General features: G+C 71.6%; 19 protein-coding genes. 9 read left to right on the top strand and 10 right to left on the bottom strand.

The genetic code is table 11. The features are described 5' to 3' along the window. Nucleotides 1-60 precede the first annotated feature (60 nt). On the top strand, nucleotides 61-1,959 hold the full coding sequence (locus tag ACGF8B_RS02325; protein WP_392733982.1) for a LamG-like jellyroll fold domain-containing protein: 1,899 nt from the start codon (nucleotides 61-63) through the stop codon (nucleotides 1,957-1,959). Nucleotides 1,960-2,049: 90 nt separating this feature from the next. Here the strand turns inward: ACGF8B_RS02325 and ACGF8B_RS02320 are convergent, their stop codons facing one another. After that, nucleotides 2,050-3,504: a DEAD/DEAH box helicase gene (locus ACGF8B_RS02320; RefSeq protein ID WP_392733980.1), complete on the bottom strand. Its 1,455-nt coding sequence runs from the start codon at nucleotides 3,502-3,504 to the stop codon at nucleotides 2,050-2,052. 242 nt (nucleotides 3,505-3,746) lie between these two features. After that, nucleotides 3,747-3,950, bottom strand: coding sequence for a cold-shock protein (locus ACGF8B_RS02315; protein WP_093547863.1), 204 nt, complete (start codon nucleotides 3,948-3,950; stop codon nucleotides 3,747-3,749). Nucleotides 3,951-4,757: 807 nt separating this feature from the next. On the opposite strand from ACGF8B_RS02315, the gene ACGF8B_RS02310 reads away from it, so the two are divergent. From ACGF8B_RS02310 to ACGF8B_RS02290, 5 genes are all read left to right on the top strand, one after another. Next, complete coding sequence (locus tag ACGF8B_RS02310; RefSeq protein ID WP_392734453.1) at nucleotides 4,758-5,216, top strand: hypothetical protein; 459 nt, start codon at nucleotides 4,758-4,760, stop codon at nucleotides 5,214-5,216. 6 nt (nucleotides 5,217-5,222) lie between these two features. Then, on the top strand, nucleotides 5,223-5,864 hold the full coding sequence (locus ACGF8B_RS02305; protein ID WP_392733977.1) for a toxin: 642 nt from the start codon (nucleotides 5,223-5,225) through the stop codon (nucleotides 5,862-5,864). Nucleotides 5,865-5,910: 46 nt separating this feature from the next. Beyond that, a complete protein-coding gene (locus ACGF8B_RS02300) occupies nucleotides 5,911-7,215 on the top strand; it encodes an MAB_1171c family putative transporter (protein ID WP_392733975.1) in 1,305 nt (434 codons plus the stop codon). After that, complete coding sequence (locus ACGF8B_RS02295) at nucleotides 7,212-7,811, top strand: hypothetical protein (RefSeq protein ID WP_392733973.1); 600 nt, start codon at nucleotides 7,212-7,214, stop codon at nucleotides 7,809-7,811. The genes ACGF8B_RS02300 and ACGF8B_RS02295 overlap by 4 nt, the downstream gene beginning before the upstream one ends. Before the next feature lie 120 nt (nucleotides 7,812-7,931). After that, a complete protein-coding gene (locus ACGF8B_RS02290) occupies nucleotides 7,932-8,780 on the top strand; it encodes a GNAT family N-acetyltransferase (RefSeq protein ID WP_392733971.1) in 849 nt (282 codons plus the stop codon). Nucleotides 8,781-8,789: 9 nt separating this feature from the next. On the opposite strand, the gene ACGF8B_RS02285 is transcribed toward ACGF8B_RS02290, so the two are convergent. The 4 genes from ACGF8B_RS02285 to ACGF8B_RS02270 all read right to left on the bottom strand — a co-directional run bounded on the left by ACGF8B_RS02285 (nucleotide 8,790) and on the right by ACGF8B_RS02270 (nucleotide 14,058). Beyond that, on the bottom strand, nucleotides 8,790-10,517 hold the full coding sequence (locus tag ACGF8B_RS02285) for a SpoIIE family protein phosphatase (RefSeq protein ID WP_392733969.1): 1,728 nt from the start codon (nucleotides 10,515-10,517) through the stop codon (nucleotides 8,790-8,792). Between the two features lie 133 nt (nucleotides 10,518-10,650). After that, nucleotides 10,651-10,923, bottom strand: a complete 273-nt coding sequence (locus tag ACGF8B_RS02280) for a DUF1876 domain-containing protein (RefSeq protein ID WP_259927744.1) — start codon at nucleotides 10,921-10,923, stop codon at nucleotides 10,651-10,653. A 93-nt stretch (nucleotides 10,924-11,016) separates the two neighbouring features. Then, on the bottom strand, nucleotides 11,017-13,119 hold the full coding sequence (locus tag ACGF8B_RS02275; protein ID WP_392733967.1) for a DUF4157 domain-containing protein: 2,103 nt from the start codon (nucleotides 13,117-13,119) through the stop codon (nucleotides 11,017-11,019). A 228-nt stretch (nucleotides 13,120-13,347) separates the two neighbouring features. Continuing rightward, entirely contained in the window at nucleotides 13,348-14,058 is a 711-nt protein-coding gene (locus ACGF8B_RS02270) for an alpha/beta hydrolase (protein ID WP_392733965.1), read from the bottom strand. A 96-nt stretch (nucleotides 14,059-14,154) separates the two neighbouring features. On the opposite strand from ACGF8B_RS02270, the gene ACGF8B_RS02265 reads away from it, so the two are divergent. From ACGF8B_RS02265 to ACGF8B_RS02255, 3 genes are all read left to right on the top strand, one after another. Continuing rightward, nucleotides 14,155-14,640 carry a peroxiredoxin gene (locus ACGF8B_RS02265; RefSeq protein ID WP_392733963.1) on the top strand — a complete coding sequence of 162 codons (486 nt, stop codon included), beginning with the start codon at nucleotides 14,155-14,157 and terminating at the stop codon, nucleotides 14,638-14,640. Nucleotides 14,641-14,746: 106 nt separating this feature from the next. Continuing rightward, the gene (locus tag ACGF8B_RS02260; protein ID WP_392733961.1) at nucleotides 14,747-15,256 is read left to right on the top strand and encodes a hypothetical protein; all 510 of its coding nucleotides are present in this window, start codon (nucleotides 14,747-14,749) and stop codon (nucleotides 15,254-15,256) included. 140 nt (nucleotides 15,257-15,396) lie between these two features. Then, complete coding sequence (locus ACGF8B_RS02255) at nucleotides 15,397-16,836, top strand: flotillin family protein (RefSeq protein WP_392733959.1); 1,440 nt, start codon at nucleotides 15,397-15,399, stop codon at nucleotides 16,834-16,836. A gap of 70 nt (nucleotides 16,837-16,906) precedes the next feature. On the opposite strand, the gene ACGF8B_RS02250 is transcribed toward ACGF8B_RS02255, so the two are convergent. From ACGF8B_RS02250 to ACGF8B_RS02235, 4 genes are all read right to left on the bottom strand, one after another. Beyond that, complete coding sequence (locus ACGF8B_RS02250) at nucleotides 16,907-17,302, bottom strand: nitroreductase/quinone reductase family protein (RefSeq protein WP_392733957.1); 396 nt, start codon at nucleotides 17,300-17,302, stop codon at nucleotides 16,907-16,909. A gap of 30 nt (nucleotides 17,303-17,332) precedes the next feature. Further along, complete coding sequence (locus tag ACGF8B_RS02245) at nucleotides 17,333-18,454, bottom strand: hypothetical protein (protein WP_392733956.1); 1,122 nt, start codon at nucleotides 18,452-18,454, stop codon at nucleotides 17,333-17,335. Between the two features lie 607 nt (nucleotides 18,455-19,061). Further along, nucleotides 19,062-19,889 carry a hypothetical protein gene (locus ACGF8B_RS02240; protein ID WP_392733955.1) on the bottom strand — a complete coding sequence of 276 codons (828 nt, stop codon included), beginning with the start codon at nucleotides 19,887-19,889 and terminating at the stop codon, nucleotides 19,062-19,064. A gap of 66 nt (nucleotides 19,890-19,955) precedes the next feature. Beyond that, nucleotides 19,956-20,462 carry a SigE family RNA polymerase sigma factor gene (locus ACGF8B_RS02235; RefSeq protein WP_392733953.1) on the bottom strand — a complete coding sequence of 169 codons (507 nt, stop codon included), beginning with the start codon at nucleotides 20,460-20,462 and terminating at the stop codon, nucleotides 19,956-19,958. Nucleotides 20,463-20,641: the final 179 nt, after the last annotated feature.

The raw sequence follows: 20,641 nt of genomic DNA, 5'->3' as shown, positions 1-20,641 counted from the left end.
CTAGCTTGCAGACGATCACCCCAACGTTCGTCCCTACGCTCGTCCCCCGCGGAGACACCCATGTGCAGCCCCCTCCACCAGCCCGACGGACCACTTCTGCCCGGCGCGAGCCGTCGTACGTTCCTGCGGGCGACCGCGCTCACCGGCGCCGCCACCGCGGCCACCGGACTCGCGTCCGCGACGCCCGCCGCGGCCCTCGCCCAGCAGAACACCGGTGCCGTCGCGGCCGGTTGGCGACCCGATCCCGAGAACCCCCGGTTCACGCTCGTCGTCATGCCGGACACCCAGTACCTCTTCGACGGGGCGAGCATCCACAAGGCGCCGGTCGAGGCGTCGTTGCGTTACGTGCTCGACCACGGGCGCGACGAGAACATCGTCTTCCTGTCCCATCTGGGCGACCTCACCGAGAGTGGCCAGGCAGGCGAATTCGCGGCGATCGGCGAGGCGTTCGAGCTGCTCGACCGGCGGCGGGTCGGCTACAGCGTCGTCGCGGGCAACCACGACATCAAGTCCTCCACCGACGACCAGCGCGGCCGCACCCCGTACCTGGACACCTTCGGTCCGAAGCGCATGCGGCGCCTGCCGACGTTCGGCGGGGCGACCCCGGACGGCTACAACACGTACCACCTGTTCCGCGCCGCCGGGCGCGAGTGGCTGGTGCTGGCGCTCGACTGGCGGCCGTCGGCGGCCGGGCTCGCCTGGGCGAAGGACGTCATCGCCCGGCACCCCCGGACACCCGTCATCCTCACCACGCACGAGCTGGTGTACGCGAACGCGGACGGCGACGAGGCCGAACTCTCCGACCACGGACAGCACCTGTGGGACGAGCTGATCACCGGGAACGACCAGATCTTCCTCACCCTCAACGGCCACTACTGGCCCGCCGGGCGCACCACCCGCAAGAACACCGCGGGCAACGACGTCCATCTGCACATCACCAACTACCAGAACCGCTACTACGGCGGCAGCGCCATGATCCGTCTCTACCGCTTCGACCTGGCCAGGAACACCATCGACGTGGAGACGATCTCCCCGTGGGTCCTCGGCCGCGCGGGCGAGCGGCTCAACGACCTGGAGCGCGGCGAGATCGAACTGACCGGTCCGCAGGACTGCTTCGCCGTCCCCATCGACTTCGAGAAGCGCTTCGCGGGCTTCGCGCCCGTACCCGTACGGGGCCCCCGCCCGGCGAAGCAGCTGCTGATACCGGGCACCGTCGCCTACTGGCGCTTCGACTCCCCCGCGCACCCGGACGGTTCCGCCGCCGAAGCCGGCCTGCGCGTCCCCGACCTGTCCGGGCACCGCAACGACCTGGTGCGCGAGTCCGTTCCCGGCAGTGCGCCCGACGCGCTGCGCTGGTCCGCCTCCCACCACCCCGACCAGCCCGGCCACGGCAGCCTCTACTTCGACGGCTCGAAGCCGCCGCTGCGCGGCGCGTATCTGCGTACCGAGAACAACGCACCGCTCAACACCAAGACGTTCAGGTCCGGTTACACCATCGAGGCCTTCCTCCGCCTCCCCGCCGACTGGGACGCCGGACGCAACGCCTGGGGCGCCGTACTCGGCCGCCGCGGCACCCTCGGGGCGGCCGGCAAGACCTCCGGCGACCCGGAGGAGCCCGTCGCCACGCTCTCCGTGTCGGACGGCCCCGGGCTCCAGTGGGCGGCGGCGCCCCTGAACCAGCCGGGGGGAGTCACCAACTGGAGCCACGAACTGCCGCGTGAACGGTGGTGGCACGTCGCGGTCGTCAACGACGGCAAGCACACCACGATGTACATCGACGGCTGCGTGGTCGCCCGCAACCCCGCCACCCGCACCACCGGTCTCGCCACCGTGGGCCTGCCCTGGCTGCTCGGAGCCTACGAGTACGGAGGCAGGCTCGACCAGCTGATGCACGGCTGGCTCGGCGACATCCGGATCGTCGAACGCGCCCTGCGGGTGAAGGACTTCATGATCGCCTGAGACCCGCCGTGACCCAGGGATCACGGCGCCCGGGCGACGGCCGGTCCGGGGACCGCGGCTTCCCCGGAGGGCGGGCGCGGCCCCCCGGGGTCACCCCGCCCGGTTGGTGCGGCGCTGCTTCGCGGCGGCGCGCGCCGCCGCGTCGGGCAGGTCGGAGCGGCGTGCCGAGCGGCCCGCCTTCGTGGGGGCGGTGCCCCGGCCCCGGAAGGGCACGCTGCGGGGGCGCTCCGTCGTCGGCGCGCTGCCTTCGACGGGCACGCCGGAGGGCTTCCGCGCGCCGGTGATCCGGCTCAGTTCTGCCTCACCGGAGCGGACCTGGGCGATCTTCGGGGTGATCCCGGCGTCGGCCATCAGCCGGGTCATCTCCCGGCGCTGCCCCGGCAGCACCAGGGTGACGACACTGCCGGACTCACCGGCGCGGGCGGTGCGGCCGCCCCGGTGCAGATAGTCCTTGTGGTCGCTCGGCGGATCGACGTTGACGACCAGGTCCAGGTTGTCGATGTGGATGCCGCGCGCCGCGACGTTCGTCGCGACCAGCACCGTGACCTGGCCGTTCTTGAACCGGTCCAGGGTGCGGGTGCGCTGCGGCTGGGACTTGCCACCGTGCAGCGCGGCGGCCCGCACCCCGCTGCCGAGCAGGTGGCCGGTGAGCTTGTCCACGGCGTGCTTGGTGTCCAGGAACATGAGCACCCGGCCCTCGCGGGCCGCGATCTCGGTCGTGGTGGCGTACTTGTCCGCGCCCTGCACGTAGAGCACGTGGTGCTCCATCGTGGTCACCGCGCCGGCCGCCGGGTCGACCGAGTGGACCACCGGGTCGTGCAGGTAGTTGCGCACCAGCAGGTCGACGTTGCGGTCCAGGGTCGCCGAGAACAGCATCCGCTGGCCCTGCGGCAGCACCTGGTCGAGCAGCTCGGTGACCTGCGGCATGAACCCCATGTCGCACATCTGGTCGGCCTCGTCGAGAACGGTGACGGAGACCCGGTCCAGCCGGCAGTCGCGGCGCTCGACGAGGTCCCCCAGCCGGCCCGGCGTGGCGACGACGACCTCGGCGCCGGAGCGCAGCGCGGAGGACTGCCGGCCGATCGACATGCCGCCGACGACGGTGGCCATCCGCAGCCGGAGCGCGCGGGCGTACGGGGCGAGCGCGTCGGTGACCTGCTGGGCCAGTTCCCGGGTGGGGACCAGGACCAGGGCCAGCGGGCGGCGGGCGTCGGCCCGGTTGCCCGCGATCCGGGCCAGCAGGGCCAGGCCGAAGGCGAGGGTCTTGCCGGATCCGGTCCGGCCGCGCCCCAGCACGTCGCGCCCCGCGAGGGAGTTCGGCAGGGTGGCCGCCTGGATCGGGAACGGCGTGGTGACACCCTCGGCGGTGAGTGCCGAGAGCAGCGGCTCGGGCAGGTCCAGTTCCGCGAAGGCGGAAATGGCGGGCAGCGCCGGAGTGATGGTCTTCGGCGCTGCGAACTCGCCCTGTACGGAGGCGGGCCTGCGGCCGCCGGATCGGGGACGGGAATAACGGTCGTTCGAACGTGCTGTGCGATCGCGGTCCATGCGGGACCCTTCCTCGACGGGGCGCGTATCGAGGAATTCGCTGCGGCGGCGGGCGGCACAGGAATCGCAAGAACGGGCCGTTGACAAGCCTGGACGAAGCCCGGCTGCGAAAAATGAGCCGCGTTCACGTGGCTCGGGCGGGCACCGGACCGTACGGACGACAGCGAACCGGGGCCCGCACCCGGAGGTGCGGGCCCCGATCGTGCAAGTCGTCACAGCGCGACGGCGCCGGAGCGGCCGGATCAGGCCGGGGTGATGTTCTCCGCCTGCGGGCCCTTCTGACCCTGTGTGACGTCGAAGTTCACCCGCTGGCCCTCCTGGAGCTCACGGAAGCCGGTGGCCGCGATGTTCGAGTAGTGGGCGAAGACGTCGGGGCCGCCGCCGTCCTGCTCGATGAAACCGAAGCCCTTTTCCGCGTTGAACCACTTGACGGTGCCAGTAGCCATGTTCTGTCTCCTTCATGGGGGCAGTTCCCGGGGAGCCGCACGGTGCGGATCCCACGTCGCCGCGATGATTACCCCATCCGGAAAAAGCACCGGAAAACACAGAAGCGCAGCCCCCGGCGCATTGACCCGGGGAGCGCACTTGGAGTCTTCGGGAACCACAACTGCAACTGCCTCCAGAATAGCACGGCGGAAGCGACCGGACAGGGAAATCAATTACGGTCCGTCGATCCGCATCGACCCCTGAATCGAGCCCGGAATTGAGCCCGGAATTGAGCCCGGGACCGAACCAGGAATTGAGCCGGGAATTGAACTCCGATTCGAATCCCGATCCGGCTCGAATGCGAATCTGCCCGGAAATCGCGTGAAATTCTTTTCGGCCGGAAATCGACGGGTGCGCGACCGGCCCGGACCCCCCGCGGCGGCGCCACCCCCGGACACGCCGGGGCGAGGGCAGTTGATGACGGCCTGACCAGCAGTCATAATGTACGCGTAGCCCTTCACGCATCCCCCGTCGTGAAGGGCTACACCTATGCCCGCACATCATTCATGTGCGTCATGCACCTTTTGTCCGTGGTGAATTCACACGAAACCCGTGGATTCCACAGGCAGGGGACTCCCCTCGTGGTCCCCTGCCCGTGTTTTTTCGAGTTAACAGTGACGTAGCGTGTTTACGCAAGCCCGTTTCCGTACCACCTATCGCCCACCGCAATGAGAGCGGCACGCCGGGGTTGGTTACAGTACGAGCCCGTCGACCGAATCGACGACCGTGAACGCCGATCGCACGGGAGCGGATACGTGGGGGACCGGATGGACAGCGCCGAGGAACGCACACCGGAGCTGCGGACGTTGCAGCAGAAGGTCGAGTACATGGTGGAGGAGACCTTCCCCGGCCAGAAGATCTCGGGGCGCTTCTTCGCCGATCTGGTCAGGGAACGCGGCGGATCCCTCTCGCACAGCTACTTCTCCAACATCCTGGCCGGAAAGGTCACCCAGCCCTCCGAGGACATCCTCAAGGCGCTCGGTCTGGGATTCGGCGTGGACTGGCGGTTCTTCAAGGAGGAGTCCGAGGTCGTCGACGACGTGGTCGCCGGGCTCCAGTTCCTCGCGATGCGGCGTACGGGAGAGATCAGCGGAGTCGCCGGGCGCGGCCTCGACGAGGACGGTCTTCCGCCGGAGCTGCTGCAGTTCGCCCTCTCGCTGCTTCAGGACGCCAAGGGCCGGCAGGGCGCGGCCGACGGCGGCGTCCACGGCGAGCCGGAGCAGTAGACCGCCATGTCGATGCGCGAACTGCGGAAGGAGTGCGAGGCGGGGCTCGCCGACCTGCCCATCCCCGCGCCCTTCTCCATCGACGCACTGGTGGCGAACATGGAGGCGGCCCGCGGCCGCACCATCGTGCTGCACGAGATGCCCGACCGGCTGGCCCGGGTCAACGCCGCCTGCGGGCTGCGGCTGAAGACCGGCCGGACCAGCTTCGTGCTCTACCGCCGCAGGCCGACCGCGTACCAGACCCAGCACGTCATCCTGCACGAGCTGTGCCACGAGTGGTTCGACCACGGCACCTCCCTCGATCCGGAACAACTGCGGCGGCTGCTGCCGGTGTTCGACACCTCGCTGATCACCCGGGTCCTCGGGAACGGACCCCCGCCGCAGACACCGCCGTCACAGTCACCGCCCGCGCCGCCCGCGCCGTCGCCGGTGGTGGCCACGATCGCCGACGCGCTCCGGTCCGGGGACGGCGCCGTGCAGGCCCGCGCGCAGTACGACACGCACGACGAGCGCATGGCCGAGTTCGGGGCCTCGCTCATTCCCCGCATGGCCATGGACGTGACCAGTGACGACATGGTGGGACGGCTGGCCAACTCCCTGTCCCGCCCGGTCGCCAATCGCCGCCGGGGCCTGTTCCGCCGCTCCTGACACCGCACCTCTCCCCGTATCCCCCCACCACCCCGAGGAATCCGCCGTGACCCCGCTCGACCTCGCCGGCTATCTCGTAGCCGCCCTGATGACGGCCGTCGCCCTGTGGCGCATGCCGGCCGCCCTGTGGGGCGACGAAGAAGACAAGCGCCGCCGGGCCCTGTGGGGCTGCTACGCGGGCTTCGCCGTCGCCCTGTGGACCAAGACCCGGGCCGTGCGCATCGCGCTCAACGACAGCGCCGTCACCGACCTCGCCGTACTGATCAAGCACTACACGGCGACGATCGCGATCCTGGCGATCCTCAGCTACATCGTCGCGATCTACGGCCAGTACCCCGACGGCGGAACCGTCCCCCGGCACGTGCGGTTCGCCCGCACCATCCAGCAGGTGGCGGCCAAGGCGTCGATCGCCACGCTGGTCCTGCTGACGGTGCTGTTCTTCACCGTCGTCGACCGCTCCGTCCCCTCGGACCGCTTCGTCGCCGACCACGCGGGACAGTGGGGGGCCACGCTGTACATGAGCGTGTTCTACCTCTACCTGGGCGCCGCGTCCGCCGTCTGCGCCTACCAGTGGGCGCTGGCCACCGCCGGTGCCGGGCTGCGCCATCTGCGGATCGGCCTCGGGATGATGACGTTCGCCATGTTCATCGGCGTCGGCTACACCGTCAGCCGGACCCTGTTCCTGTGGGTCAGCGCCGTCGACACCCCGAGCGAGTCCTTCGCGCTCAGCTTCGACGAGATCACCGAGGCCGCCCAGGTGGTGCTGTTCGCGTTCTTCGCCGTGGGCGCCTCCATCCCCGCCCTCAGCAAGGGGCGGCGGCGCGCGAAGCTCTGGCGGGCCCAGGCCGGACTGCACGGCCTGTGGCGCGAGTTGATGACCGCGTTCCCCGAGCAGCCCTTCGACCCCCCGGCCTCGCTGGCCCGCGAGCTCACCCGCTTCGGCACCCCCGCCGACCTGCGGATCGACCGCTGGGCCGCCGACATCGCCGACGCGGTGGAGAAGCTGCGCCACTACGTCCCCGACACCCTGCTCCCGGCCGCCAAGAGCGCCGCCTCGGACGGCTCCGCGGACCCGGAGAAGGCGGGTCCGCTCACCGAGGCGTACTGGATCAAGGCCGCGCTCACCGCGAAGAACAGCGGGACGCCCGCCTCCACCGCCGCCGCGGTCGAGGCCCAGCACGCCACCGACCAGGACGGCGAGGTGGCCTGGCTGGTCCGGGTCGCCACCGCCTACCGGACCGTCCCGCAGGACCGGGCCGCGCAGGTACTGGCAGTGGCCCGGTCCGCCGCCTCCGGCCAGTCCGCCGCGACCGCGGCACCCCGCACCGCCTCCACCGAGGAGACAGCATGACCACCACCGACACCGCCCCCGCGTCGCCGGACAACGCCGTCGCGCGCACCGTCACCGACGTCTTCCAGCCCCGCAACGTCCTGCTGATCGGCATGCTCGGCATCGGCCTGGCCGCCGCCGGCCACTGGACCGGCCTGCTCTGGGGATTCCTCGGCGCCCTCTGCGCGGGCCTCATACCCGCCGGGTACATCGAATGGGAGCGCGGGCGCGGCACCTGGGGCGACCGCCATGTCGTCGACCGCACGAAGCGGGCGCCGATCTTCTTCGTGATCCTCGGCTCCATCGGCACCGGTTCGGTGGTGATGGTGCTGGGCGACGCCCCCACCGGCATCCTCGTGGTGATGCTCGCCCTGTGGGCGATGACCGTGATCCTGCTGGCCGTCAACACGGTCTGGAAGATCTCGGTGGACGCCGCGGTCGCCTCGGCCGTCGTCGCCCTGCTCGCCGCGGTCCACTCGCCGTGGTGGCTGCTCGGCTACACGATGACGCTCGCCGTGTGCTGGTCACGGGTCGCGCTCCGGTACCACTCGGTGGCCCAGACGGTCGCCGGGGCGTCGCTGGGGGCCGCGACGGCGGGCGCGTTCCTGCTGATCTGACCCGTACCGGTGCGCACCGGGTGGTGACGGGAGACAGCCGATCCGACCCGTACCGGTGCGCACCGGGTGGTGGCGTGAGACATCCGTTGGAACGGCCGCCCGGGCGGGTACAGGTGCCCCGTGCCGAACTTCGAGATCACCACCGCGAGCGCCGACGACCTCACCATGCTGGCCGAATGGGCCCACGAGGAGAGCTGGAACCCCGGACTGACCGACCGTCACGCGTTCTTCGCCGCCGACCCGCGCGGCTTCCTGATCGGCCGCCTCGACGGCGAACCGGTCTCCTGCGTCTCGGTGGTCCGTTACGGCACCGACTCCGGCTTCCTCGGCTTCTACCTGACCCGGCCCCGGCTGCGCGGCCAGGGGTACGGAATCCGGCTCTGGCGGGCCGGCATGGCACGGCTGGACGGGCGCAACGTCGGCCTGGACGGGGTGGTGGCCCAGCAGCCCAACTACCGCAGGTCCGGCTTCCGTTCCGTGTGGACGAACATGCGCTACGAGGGCCTGCCGCAGGCCGGCCCGTCCGCCCCGGCCGGCATCGAACTGGTCGACGGGCGCTCCGTGCCCTTCGACCGGCTCGCCGCCTACGACCGCCGCTTCTTCCCGGCCGACCGCGACAGCTTCCTCGCACCGTGGATCGCCCACCCCACCCGCACCTCGCTCGCCGCCGTCCGCGACGGCGAGCTGTGCGGCCTGGCGGTGCTGCGCCCCTGCCGTACGTCGTCCCGGATCGGCCCGGTGTACGCGGAGTCGCCCGAGGTGGCCGGCGCCCTGGTCGGCGCGGTGGCGGCGACCGACCCCGGCGTCCCGGTCGCGATCGACGTGCCGGACGTCAACCCGGCCGCCGTACGCCTCGCCGAACAGCTGGGCCTCACCCCGTCGTTCGAGACCGCCCGGATGTACACGGGACCGGCGCCCGACATCGACCACACCGGCCTGTTCGGCATCACCAGTCTGGAGCTGGGCTGAGGGCCGTTCTCAGAGGCTGTCCGGGGCGGCGCCGCCCCGGCCCTTCCCCGTGGGCCGGGTCCGGGAGGCCAGCACCGCTATGTCGTCCTCCGCCCCCCGCCCGAACCGTTCGAGGACGTCGTCCAGCAGCTGCTCCAGGCTGCCGCCGGCCGGCAGGCTCAGTTCCCTGAGACGGTCGACCGAGACGTCGATGTCCTCGCCGCGCCGCTCGACCAGACCGTCGGTGTACAGGAACAGCACCGTGCCCGGATCGAACTCCACCAGCGTCGTCCGGTACCCGCCGAACCCGGTGCCGAGCGGGGGACCCACCGACATCTCGTCGCACACCCGGGCACCCGCCCCGGGCTCGATCAGCACCGGCGGCAGATGCCCCGCGCTGGCCACCTCGCACGCCCTGCCGAAGCGGTCGACGACGGCCAGCAGGCAGGTGGCCGCCCGGTCCAGCCCGGACCGCTCGACCATCCGGTCCAGCTGTTCCAGGATGCGGTGCGGCGGCAGCTCGTCGTCGGCGAACATCCGCAGCAGGGAGCGGTAGTGGCTCATGGCGACCGCCGCCTCCACCCCGTGCCCCATCACATCGCCCATCGCCTTGAGATGCCGGCCGTCGCGCAGCGGAATGACGTCGAACCAGTCACCGCCGACCATCACGCTCCGGTCGGCCGGCAGATAGCGGGTGGCGATCTCGATGTGCGGGTGCGGCGGGCGCGGCTCGGACAGCAGGGAGCGCTGGAGCTCCAGGGCGATGGTGTGCTCGTGGGCGTACCGGCGGGCGTGGTCCAGATCGACGGCGGCCCGGCCGGCGAGCTCCCGGGCGATCACCACGTCCTCGTCCGTGAAGACCGGTGAGTCGCCCGCCCGGATCAGCCCGAGGATGCCGAGCGGGCCGCTGCGCACGGTGACGGGCACGATGACCGCCGAGTGCATCCCGAGGGCCCGGTAGGCGGCGAGCCGTTCCGGGCCGGGGGCGGAGCGGGCGAGCTGTTCGTCGGTGGTGAGGTTCTCCACCACCGGCTGGTTGACCGCCAGACAGCGCTGTACGGCGGCGCCCTCCTGGTAGTCGATGTACTCGTCGGTCAGCCCGAAGCCGTCCAGCTCGTCGCGGAGCGCGGGCACCGCCCGCAGCGCCGCCCGCCGCAGCCGCAGCACCCCGGGCGGTGCGGGCCGGACCGGCGGGGCGACGTCGGGCGGGAACACCTCGACCGTGGCGAGGTCCGCCAGCCCCGGCACGACGAGGTCGACCAGTTCGGCGCAGGTGGTGTCCATGTCGAGCGTGGTGCCGATCCGGGCGGCCGCGGTGTCGAGCAGGTTCAGATGGCGCCGGGCCTGTTCCAGCTCGCGCTGCCCCTTGTCCGAGGTCATGACCTCCAGCACTATCCCGGCCACACCGACGACCCGCCCGCCGATCTCCAGCCGGTGGTACGCGCCGTGCCAGTACCGGCGGACCGTGGCGGCCGCGGCGGTGAATCCGCTGGAGGTGATCTCGCGGGACTTGCCGTCGGCGAGCACCGCCCGCAGCATGTCCTCGCGCGCGTCTACCCCGGGCAGCACCTCGGAGACGGTGCGTCCCAGATGTTCGGCGGCCGGGATGCCGTTGAGCCGTTCGAGAGCCCGGTTCACGTAGAGGAAGCGCAGCCCGGTGTCGAGCACGCCCACCCCGGCCATGGTGCCGTCGACCAGCGCGGCCAGGGCGCCAGGGTCGAACGGCGCGGGGCCGTCGGCGTACGTATCGGCCTGCACGTCAACCTCCTGGGCGGGCGCGGACCACCCGCTGCCCGGCCCTCAATCGTCGGCCGCCCGCCCCCGCCGCGCATCCGCAGACCGGGCCGACGGCCGCCGTGCGGGCCGGGCCGCGTACGCCCCGGCCGTCGCGTCAGGTGAGCGGGTGCGAGGTCCGGCCGGACGCCTCGTCGATCTCGTCGTGCGCCTTCGTCAGCATCTTCATCGCCAGTTCGTTGAGCGCTCTGGCTCCCGCGATCTCCTCTCCCACTCTCGGCTGGTCCTTGTCGGAGGGGTGGCGGCTCGCATATCCATGGGCACGCACCTCGGACCCGTCCGGGAGCCGGACCAGGGCTGCCGCGCGGGTGCGATGAGTGTCTTCTTCGAATTCCAGTTCGACATGCCACCCGACGGTTGTCATCACCATGACGATCACCTCCCTACCAGGGTGCGCCCGTTCCCCCGCCCCTGCACCACGGCACCGGGCCGGGGCCCGCCCCGCCCCGCGCCCGGCCCCGCGTCACGCCACGAGGTTCGGGTCGTATCCGAGCGCGAGCAGAGTCCGGCGGAAGTCCACGGTGAGGCCGGAGCGGTGGACGGCCTCGACGAACTCACCGTGCCTGAAGGCGGTGTTCGCGTCGTGCCCCCGGATCGCGAGGACGAGCTTCTTCCCGTCCTCGGCGTTGCCGAGCAGCGCGCGCAGGGTCCGGAAACCGGTCGACGCGTTCTTGGCGTCCTGGTCGATCGTCCCGGCCGCCTTGTTCTCGTTCGACAGCTCCCCGCCGGGCCGCTTCCGCTTCTTCGTCTCGATGCTCATCAGGTCCCGGTACAGCTCGGCCAGCCCCACCTGCTGCGGAAGGATGTTCACGACGATGCTCGACGCGGGAAGCTGCGCCGGCGCCGCTCCGGCGGGAGTGGTGGTGGCGGTGGGCTGGTCGGCGAGGTCCTGCGGCTCCGGCTGGTACATGTGCGCCGAGAACGACGGGGCGCCGCCGACCGACAGGAGCCCGGTGTTCGTCACGGCGGCGGTCTCGATGAAGCCGCCCAGGGTCCCCGAGTTCTGCCGGCGCAGGCCGGGGACGCCGGAGTTGGTGGCCAGGGCGTGGGCGGTCGGGTCCACCACGCCGTTCATGGCGTCGGTCTGCGAACCGTGCAGGTTCCTGAAGTGCGCACCCTTGGTGAGGGTCAGCGTGGGCAGCGCCGCGCCGGTGGGTTCCGCGACCGTTCCCACCCATTGCGTCGGCACCCACCGCTGGAACGAGACGGTCTCCGCGTACAGGAGGTCGGCCAGGGTCCGGGTGGGATCGGCCGGCCACGGCGTCCTCGCCAGTGCGTCGTGGACCGGGCCGGGAATGATGCCCGCCGCGACCAGTTGCCGTCCGGTCCGCAGGTACGTGTCCGAGGAGTAGCTCACCTCGACCCGGTAGCGGAACGGCTGCCCGGTGCGCATCAGTTCCTCGGGGATGCTCTCCCAGCCCCGCATCAGCCCCTGGTTGAAGTTCTTGTTCTCCTGGGGCGCGATGTTGCCGTGCACATCCGCGTCCCGCGCCTCCATCAGGGTGTGCTCGACCAGATGCCCGCCGTCGTAGGTGTTGCCCAGGTTCTGCCGCCCGAAGATGGCCCGCTCCATGACGCCGAAGTGGCCGTACGGCCCGATCACGCCGTTGTCCCGGTTGCTGCCGTCCGCTTTGCGGTGGGACGCCGGGTCGATCTCGGCCGTGACCGCTCCGGCCCGGTGGAAGCCGCTCCTGTAGTCCGCGGCCCTGACCAGGCCCAGCGCGCCGAAGAAGTACTGCTCCGGCAGCCCGACTTCCCGGAAGTACCTCTCGAACGCGGTGTGCAGGCTGTCCACGGGCAGCGGAGCGTTCGTCTCCCTGGGCGTGATGTTGCTGAAGCGCGACTTGCGCTGGATCACCGGCGTACCGCCACCGGTCGCCGGAACGGCCCGCTGTACGGGCGCACCGCCCTGCCGGGCCGCGGACGCGGCGGACGCGGGGGCGGTGGGGCTCGCGGGGACGGTGGGGACCGGCGCGGCCATGACCCGGCTCGCCGTGCTCTCCGCCTCCCGCTCGAACCGGTCGGACGGATCGGAGACCCGTAGCCCGGCGCCGTTGTCCTGCCCGCTCACCCGCCCCCGGCGCTGCTGGATGACGTGGGTCAGCTCATGCGCCAGGGTGTGCCGGTCGACGCCGCCGCTGCCGAGGACGATGTGGTTGCCACTGGTGTAGGCGTGCGCGCCGATCTCGGCGGCGGATGCCCGCGCGGCCGATTCGTCGTGCACGCGGACATCCGAGAAGTCGGCGCCGAGCCGGGATTCCATCTCGGCACGGAGCGCGCCGTCGAGGGGCCTCCCGGGCCCGCGCAGCACGTCCTGCACGGCGGATCGCTGTACGTGGGGGGCGTCCTGCCCGCCCGCGACACCCGCCCCGCCCGTACCGTCCGTGCCGCTCGCCCAGGGATACCCGGACCCGCGGAGCATCCGCAGGACGACCGCGTTCCCCACCCGGCCCTGCTGCGCCATCAGCCCCGTCGGCGGCACCTCGTGCCCTGCCGCCCGCGTACGCGGCAGCGGCGTGCGGGAGCGTTCGTTCCCCCTGGTCCTGTCCTGGTCCTGGGCACGCAAAACGGGACCTCTTCCCCTCCGGGAGCAGCGACACCTCCTGCATACGCGGTGGACGGGGGCCACGGCTAGGGGGCCGGGGGCAGGGTGGGGTGACCGGGCGGACAAGGCGGAGGGAGCCGGGCGGGCAGCACCCGGCGGGTGTTCCCGGCGGGTGTTCCCGGCGGCGCCCCGGGCACGCGGGTGTTCCCGGCGGCGCCCCGGGCGCGCGGGCGGCACGGCTGCGCGCCGTCACACCTCCAGCCGGTCCAGGTCGAGGGTGCCGTCCACCGCCGGGGCGTCCGGCGGCAGCGCGAGCGCGGCCTCGACCGGCCCGGGCAGCGGGCCCAGCCCCAGCAGCCCGGCGACGATCCGGGCCGTCAGCGTGTGCCACTGCCCGGCACGCCGGAGCATCGCGTGATCACTGCCCCGGATCGCGACCAGACAGGCGCGGGCACCGGCCGGCCGGGCGCGGACGGTGAGGCGCTGGGAGGCGCGGGGGCTGGTGATCCGGTCGCGGGTGCTGTGCAGCAGGACGACATCGCGGCCCGCCAACTGGCCGACCGGGTCGTCGGCCGGGCACCACGGCGCGAGGCCGACCACCCCGCGCACCAGCGGGTGACCGGCCGCGCGGAGGGCGGCGCGGGCCCCCATCGAGTGACCGACCAGGACCACCGGGATGTCCCCGGCCTCGCGGCGCAGCGCGTCCAGGGCTCGTACGGCGTCGTGCAACGGGTCCTCGCGAGGGCCGTTCCAGCCGCGGTGGGCGTAGCGGGCGGTCCGTACGAGCACGCCTCCGTCCTCGCCTCCTGTGGCCCCGGCGACGGACCGGGCGAAGGGACGCATCCGTACGGCCGGCAGATTCAGCGGGCCGGGCGGCGGCGCGGCCAGGCCCGTCTCCGCCCCGCCGTGCAGCAGGAGCACCGCCGCGGACGGGCCCACGGTGGACGGCGGTCGTGCCATGCGTACCTCCTGGTGCGGAAAGCCGGCCCCGTACCGAGCATGCTGTACGGAGCCCGCCCGGAAAACCCGGCAGCACCGGACCACGGAGGAAACGACATGGCACCGTCCCCGCAACTCGGCCTGATCGCACCGGACTTCACACTGCCCGGCGGCGTGCTCGACAGCGAGAACTTCGAGCGCCGCGACTACACCCTGGCCGGGGCGCGCGGCCGCAGCGTGGTCCTCGCGTTCTACCCGGGCGACAACACGGCGGTCTGCACCAAGCAGCTCTGCTCGTACTCCTCGGGCCTGGAGGCCTTCGAAGAGCTCGACGCGGAGGTCTGGGGAATCAGTCCACAGGGTGTGGACAGTCATGAGTCGTTCGCCCGCGCCCACGGCCTGCGGATGCCGCTGCTCGCGGACACCGACCGGGAGACCGCCCGCGCGTACGGGGTCGCGGCGCCCGGGATCGGAGTGCGCCGAGCGGTGTTCCTCATCGGGCCGGACGGAGTGCTGCGCTGGAAGCACGTAGCGCTGCTGGGCGCCACGTTCCAATCGGCGGCCAAACTGACCGAACAGCTCTCCGGCATCAAGACCGCGTAAAAGATTGCCGGAACCCGGCAGTGCCTGTCGGCGGGTACGCATGGGATCATCCAGTCAGTTCGACGGAAATGCTCAGGGGATCTCGAAAATCGGGGAGGGTGACCAGGTGACCTTGTTTCTCGGCCTCGGCATTGCGGGAATCGTCCTGCTCGTGCTGTCCCTGGTCTTCGACGGAGTCCTGGAAGGGCTCTTCGGGGGCGTACTGGACGGCCTGTTCGACGGCCTCCTGTCCCTCCCGGTCATCGCCGGATTCCTCTCGATGCTCGGCTTCGGCGGAGCGATCGTGCTCGGCGCCACCGGCGCCGGCACGGTCGTCGCGACCGCCGCCGGAGTGCTGGCCGGGCTCGTCGCGGCCTGGCTGACCTGGAAGTTCAGCCGGGCCCTGATGCGGGACCAGACCAGCGTCACACCGCGCAGCGACGATCTCGTCGGCACCTCCGGATCGGTCGTCACGGCCATCCCGGCCGACGGCTACGGAGAGGTCCTGCTGCAACTCGCCGGCCAGCCCGTGAAGCTGGCGGCGAAGAGCGCGGCGCCGGTCGCACGCGGCACCGAGATCTGGGTGGAGTCCGCGCTGTCGTCCACCTCGGTCGCGGTCCGCCCCGTCGAGCACTGAGCCCGGCACCCGAACGCCGGGGCCGGCCGCCGAGCGCGGACCACCGCCCCGACCGATCCACCGTGCCGCACCGCACCACCCGCGGCACACCGCCCGAAACCTAGCTGCCGTTCCCGCAGGGAGGCAGGGGGGACACCTTTATGAGCCCAGTCGTGACCGCAGTCGCCGGAGTCGTCGTACTCCTGGTGCTGCTCGCCCTCGTCGTCATCACCCGCTACAAGGTCGCCGGGCCCAGCGAGGCGTTCATCATCACCGGCCGCCGCGGCAAGAAGTCCACCGACCCGGTGACCGGCCGCACCAGCATCGACAACAGCGGCCAGAAGGTCGTGGTCGGTGGCGGCGTCTTCGTCGTGCCGTTCGTCCAGCAGAAGTTCACCCTGGACCTGTCCAGCCGGCACATCCCGATCGCGGTGCGCGGCGCCGTCACCCTGCGCGGTGTGAAGTCCAACCTGGAAGGCGTCGCGATCGTCAAGGTCGGCGGCAGCGAGGAAGCGATCCGGGCCGCGGCCCAGCGGTTCCTCCAGCAGCAGGACGGCATCGTCGGCTTCACCCAGGAAGTGCTCTCCGGCGCGCTGCGCGCCATCGTCGGCCGGATGTCGGTCGAGGACATCATCCGTGACCGGGCTGCGTTCGCCGGGCAGGTCGCGGAGGAGGCCGAGGCCAGCCTCTCCGGCCAGGGCCTGATCCTGGACGCCTTCCAGATCCAGGACATCACCACCGAGGGCTCCTACCTGGAGGACCTCGGCCGCCCGGAGGCCGCCCGCGCCAAGCAGGAGGCGGACATCGCCGAGGCGATCGCCAAGCGGGCCTCCGAGCAGGCCCGGCTGAAGGCCGCCGAGGAGATCGCCATCGCCGAGCGGACCTTCTACCTCAAGCAGGCGGAGATCAAGGCCGAGACGGAAGCCGCCGCGGCCAAGGCCAACGCGGCGGGCCCGCTCGCCGAGGCGGCCCGTCAGCAGGAGGTCCTGGAGGAGCAGGAGAAGGTCGCCCAGCGCCAGGCCGCACTGACCGACCGCGAGCTCGACACCAAGGTCCGCAAGCCCGCCGACGCCGCCCGCTACCAGGCCGAGCAGGAGGCCGAGGCCCGCCGGATCGCCCAGGTCAAGGAGGCCGAGGCGGACGCCGAGCGCTCCCGCCTGACCGGTCAGGGCGAGAAGCTGCACCGCTCGGCACTCGCCGACGCCGTACGCATCGAGGGCGAGGCGGAGGCCGCGGCCATCGCGGCGAAGGGTGCGGCCGAGGCCGAGGCCATGCAGAAGAAGGCGGACGCCTTCGACCGGTACGGCGACGCGGCCGTGCTCCAGATGCTGGTCGAGGTGCTGCCGCAGGTCGTCGCCAAGGCGTCCGAGCCGCTGAGCGCCGTCGACAAGATGACCGTGATCTCGACGGACGGCGCGAGCCGGCTGTCGCGTACGGTCACCGACAACGTCGCCCAGGGCATGGAACTCCTCAGCTCCACCACAGGAGTCGACATCTCCGCCCTGCTGAAGAACCTCAAGGGCTCGGGCCCCGGGGCCGAGACCCCGGACCGGCCGGAGACCGCCGCCGCGCCGAACGGCAAGATCGAGATCACCGACTGATCCGGCGGAACGGCTCCCGTACGTGCCCGGGTGGTTGCACACCACCCGGGCACGCCCGTGTCCGGACCCGTCAGTCCGCGAGATCCACCCGCACGGTCAGCAGGTCGGTGCCCATCACCCGCACGACGGCGCTGTTGTAGCGCGGCAGCGTCCGGAGCCGGGCGCGGGCGTCGTCCTGGGGCAGCGGGTGCGCGACCCCGTCGTACCAGCGGCCCGCGATACGGACCCGGACCCGCGGGTCGGCCAGGATGTTGCGGACGTACTGCGACTTCTCCCCGAACTCCGAGACCAGCCAGAACTCCTGACCCGTGCGCCGCCCGCCGACCGGGGTACGGCGCGGCCGGCCGGAGGTCCGGCCCGTCGTCTCCAGCAGGATCTGTCCCGGGCTGCGTCTGGCGAGTGGATTGACGACGTGCCGCTGGAGCGACGTCACCGCCCTGAACCTCAGATCCCGAAAGCCCGCCATCGCGTGTCCCTTCCGCCGGTGACCGTGAGCTTACGACCCCTTCCCCGCATCGCGGGCGCTCCCGCGGGCGGACACGGCGACGAGAACCCCGGCCGGACCCGCTTCCGCCCCTCGCTCCCGCCTCCGCTCTCCCTCGTTGATCGCCGCGATCCGCTCCCGCCACGGCAGCGGATCGGGTTCGTTCTCCGCTTCGATCCGCCGGGCCGCCCAGTAGGCCCGGTTCTCCTCACGGGCACACGGCCCGCACCGGGCCTCGTCCGCGACCGGACGGAAGACGTGCTCCTCCCCCGCCCCCTCGCAGACCACGAACTCCCGTACGGGCGACGGCGCGACGGATGGCGGCGGGGCAGCCACCGGCGCCGGAAGCTTCTCCACGAGCCGGTGACGCACGAACCCGACGGCGGACCGCACACCGTCCTTGGGCAGCCCACTGGTCAGCACCCGCCGCAGGTCCGCAGCACTCACACCACGCCGAATCCACTCGGCAGCGACGTCGGCCAGCCCCCGCGCTTCCCGGACACCGAGATGCAGCTGCGGATTCGCATGCCGCAACGAGAGCAACACCCGTTGCCCTTCCCCGACTTCAACGGGCTCAGGCTCACCACACGCTCCGGGCGCACCGGGCGCACCGGGCGCACCGGATGCTTCGCCCTCCGTGGACGCTTCGGGCTCCGCAGACGCTTCGGGCTCTTCGGTGGGCGGGTGGGAGTAGTTCTCCCCCAGTTCTTCATCCACCGGTTCACAGCCACCGACCACCCGACCCCTCGGCTCACCGACGGCCGGATCCTGCGCACCCGGACGGTCGTCGACGACGACGCCCACCCAGGACTCCCGCAGCACTCCGGCTTCCTCGTCCGTGAGGGGGACATTGGCGAAGAGCTGGTCGGTCACCCAGAACCCGTACTCCCCCTGCCGCTTCCACTCGTGCACGTACCCGCCCGCGATCAACTGCCTCTTGGCCCGCTGGTAAGCCCTGCCGGTGATCCTGAGCTTCTTCGCGTGCTCGCTGAGCGCCTTGCCGGCCTGGCCTTCGGGGAGCCCCTGTACGTACAGGAGGAGAACCTTCGCGTCACTGTCCAGACGCGGATGGCGCACGACATCGTGCGAAGCCTTCGTGTAGCGCCGAGAGGGCGCGATAACATGCCAAAGCATCCCGGTGGACTTCTTTCCACTCGCGGTGAAGGCCCTCGGTGCGGTGCTCGTAACACCCCCGGGGGCCGCCCCATGCGCAGGAGCACACGGAGCGTGATGATGCGATCACGGTACCGCATGAAATCGACCCCCTGCGCCACAATCGGAAATCACCACCCCAACCCGCCCTGCCTACCCAAAACAACCCGCCCCGGGGCGACTTGACCCTCCCCCAAAGGCCCTCCGCGAGCTACGGAGCCTGACGCACCCCGGATGGCGGCGAACTGATACCGCCGGGGGAACTGGTCCGCGTTCTTCTGGCCTCGGCGGGTGAGCCGGCCCGTGGACACGCGGTTACGGTCCTGGCGTCCGAGGTGCAGTTGTCACCCACTGAGACCGCTGAACTCCTGGGCCTGTCACGGCCGTTCATCGCCCGCTTGCTCGATGCCGGCCCTCACCGAGGACTCCATCCACAAGATCGTGTGGTCCGAACGGCTGACGTGATGGGGTAACGGCTCGGCGGGCTGCGCCCGCCCGGCCAGGGCACCGACCAGAACCCCCGCGCCCTGCCGACGCGGCAGGGCACGGGGGTCCGGGGTCCTGCCTCCATTTCCGGCAGGGCGACGGGTCAGCCGACGGCGCCGAGGATCGGGGCCCAGGCGGGGCCGGTGAGCGCGGCCACCGTCTGCTCCTGGGAGAGCGGGGGGGTGTCACGGGTCGGCTTCGGGGTGTTTCCGTCACCGAAGTCACCGGCGGTGTTCCACTGCACCATCTGAAGCTGGGCACCGGTCGACTTCAGGGTCACCGTCGTCGTCCAGCGGTGCGCGATCCCGGACTCGGGGACGGGGGCGGCACCCATCGGCCGGCGTTCCGCGATCTCCTCCGTCACCACCAGGGCTCCGCCGGGAAGCGCGGCGCTGCTCGGCAGCTCGCTCAGCTCGCAGGTCTCACCGGCGTCGCCACGCCCGGCCATGTTGTCGCAGCTCAGCCCGTCGCCGTCCCTGAACGGCAGCTTGAGCCGCAGGGCCGAGACACCGACAGCGGCGACGCCGTGCCCGTCGTTGACCTCCACCTCGCCGTTGGCGACCCATCCACCGTCCGGATCCGAGGGGTCGTTGCTCTGTCCGTGCTCCCGGCCGAACCGGCTCCCGGGGAACGTCTTCTTCACCGCGTCGATCATCTGGGTGTCGGTGATCGCCGAACGGGGCATCGCCAGCGCCACCGTTTCCATGTCGGATCCCGCTGAGCGCGCCCCGGCGAGCACACCGGGAAGCACCAGGCCCGCTGCCGTGATCACGGCACAGGCGCCGACCCCGGCGACGACACCGGCACCACGCCGACGACGGCTGCGGCTCCGACCGCGCTCGACAGCCCGCTTCGTGAGCGTGGTGAGATCGGGTTCGAGGGAGTCGGTCGTGCGGTCCAGGGCGTGTGCGAGGTCTGCTTCGAACGGCATGCTGGCGTCACCTTCTCTGTCACTGACGGGGGTTCTGCGACGGGTCCGACCGGTGTGCACCGCTGTTCAGCGCGGGACCAGGTCGGACAGGCTGTCGCCGAGCAACGCACGCACCCTGCCGAGTGCCCGGGTGCCCTGGGAGCGGACCGCGCTGCTGCTCAGCTTGAGCATCCGGGCGGTCTCCTCGATGCTGCGGTCCTCCCAGTAGCGCAGCAGCAGCACCGCCCGGTCCCGGGGAGGGAGTTGACCGAGCGCGTCCAGCAGAGTGAGCCGCAGTGCGGCGTCCGGGCCGGCCGCCGCGCTGTCGGGCATGTTCCCGGTGGGGCGCTCTCCGGTGCTGCGCCGGCGCCGCAGGGTGAGGGAGGTACGGACAAGGACCGTCTGGGCGTAGGCCGCCGGGCTGTCCGCCCTGGCCACCCGCTTCCAGTGCACGTACACCCGGCTGAGGGTCTCCTGGACCAGGTCCTCGGCAAGATGTGTGTCACCGGCCGCGAGGACGTACGCCGACCGGTACAGCGCCTTGGCCCTCGCGGCCACGAACTCCAGGTACTGATCCTCCTGTGCTGATTTCACTCGGCCCCCGCCTGCTCTCTCGTTCCGCGATCCCCGTGCATACCCCTTTGACTACGTGGGACGGCGGAATGTCGCGCGGCGGAAGCGGGGCGATATTCATGCCTCCTGGCCCTCCACTCTGCACCTGCCGTTAAAGTGCGATGTTTGTTCGATTCACCGCAGGTGGAGGGGGAAGGGCC

This window comes from Streptomyces sp. NPDC047917, assembly GCF_043204345.1.
Taxonomy (GTDB): Bacteria; Actinomycetota; Actinomycetes; order Streptomycetales; family Streptomycetaceae; genus Streptomyces; species Streptomyces sanglieri.
The sequence above is the reverse complement of the archived record's forward strand: the minus strand, read 5'-3'. Positions and strand labels throughout refer to the sequence as shown.

Excerpts from the sequence above, each read along its gene's own strand:
- ACGF8B_RS02245 (WP_392733956.1), bottom strand. The coding sequence starts at position 18,454 with ATGCTTTGGCATGTTATCGCGCCCTCTCGGCGCTACACGAAGGCTTCG.
- ACGF8B_RS02315 (WP_093547863.1), bottom strand. The coding sequence starts at position 3,950 with ATGGCTACTGGCACCGTCAAGTGGTTCAACGCGGAAAAGGGCTTCGGT.
- ACGF8B_RS02270 (WP_392733965.1), bottom strand. The coding sequence starts at position 14,058 with ATGGCACGACCGCCGTCCACCGTGGGCCCGTCCGCGGCGGTGCTCCTG.
- ACGF8B_RS02265 (WP_392733963.1), top strand. The coding sequence starts at position 14,155 with ATGGCACCGTCCCCGCAACTCGGCCTGATCGCACCGGACTTCACACTG.
- ACGF8B_RS02320 (WP_392733980.1), bottom strand. The coding sequence starts at position 3,504 with ATGGACCGCGATCGCACAGCACGTTCGAACGACCGTTATTCCCGTCCC.
- ACGF8B_RS02255 (WP_392733959.1), top strand. The coding sequence starts at position 15,397 with ATGAGCCCAGTCGTGACCGCAGTCGCCGGAGTCGTCGTACTCCTGGTG.
- ACGF8B_RS02240 (WP_392733955.1), bottom strand. The coding sequence starts at position 19,889 with ATGCCGTTCGAAGCAGACCTCGCACACGCCCTGGACCGCACGACCGAC.
- ACGF8B_RS02325 (WP_392733982.1), top strand. The coding sequence starts at position 61 with ATGTGCAGCCCCCTCCACCAGCCCGACGGACCACTTCTGCCCGGCGCG.
- ACGF8B_RS02305 (WP_392733977.1), top strand. The coding sequence starts at position 5,223 with ATGTCGATGCGCGAACTGCGGAAGGAGTGCGAGGCGGGGCTCGCCGAC.
- ACGF8B_RS02250 (WP_392733957.1), bottom strand. The coding sequence starts at position 17,302 with ATGGCGGGCTTTCGGGATCTGAGGTTCAGGGCGGTGACGTCGCTCCAG.
- ACGF8B_RS02280 (WP_259927744.1), bottom strand. The coding sequence starts at position 10,923 with ATGGTGATGACAACCGTCGGGTGGCATGTCGAACTGGAATTCGAAGAA.
- ACGF8B_RS02310 (WP_392734453.1), top strand. The coding sequence starts at position 4,758 with ATGGACAGCGCCGAGGAACGCACACCGGAGCTGCGGACGTTGCAGCAG.
- ACGF8B_RS02295 (WP_392733973.1), top strand. The coding sequence starts at position 7,212 with ATGACCACCACCGACACCGCCCCCGCGTCGCCGGACAACGCCGTCGCG.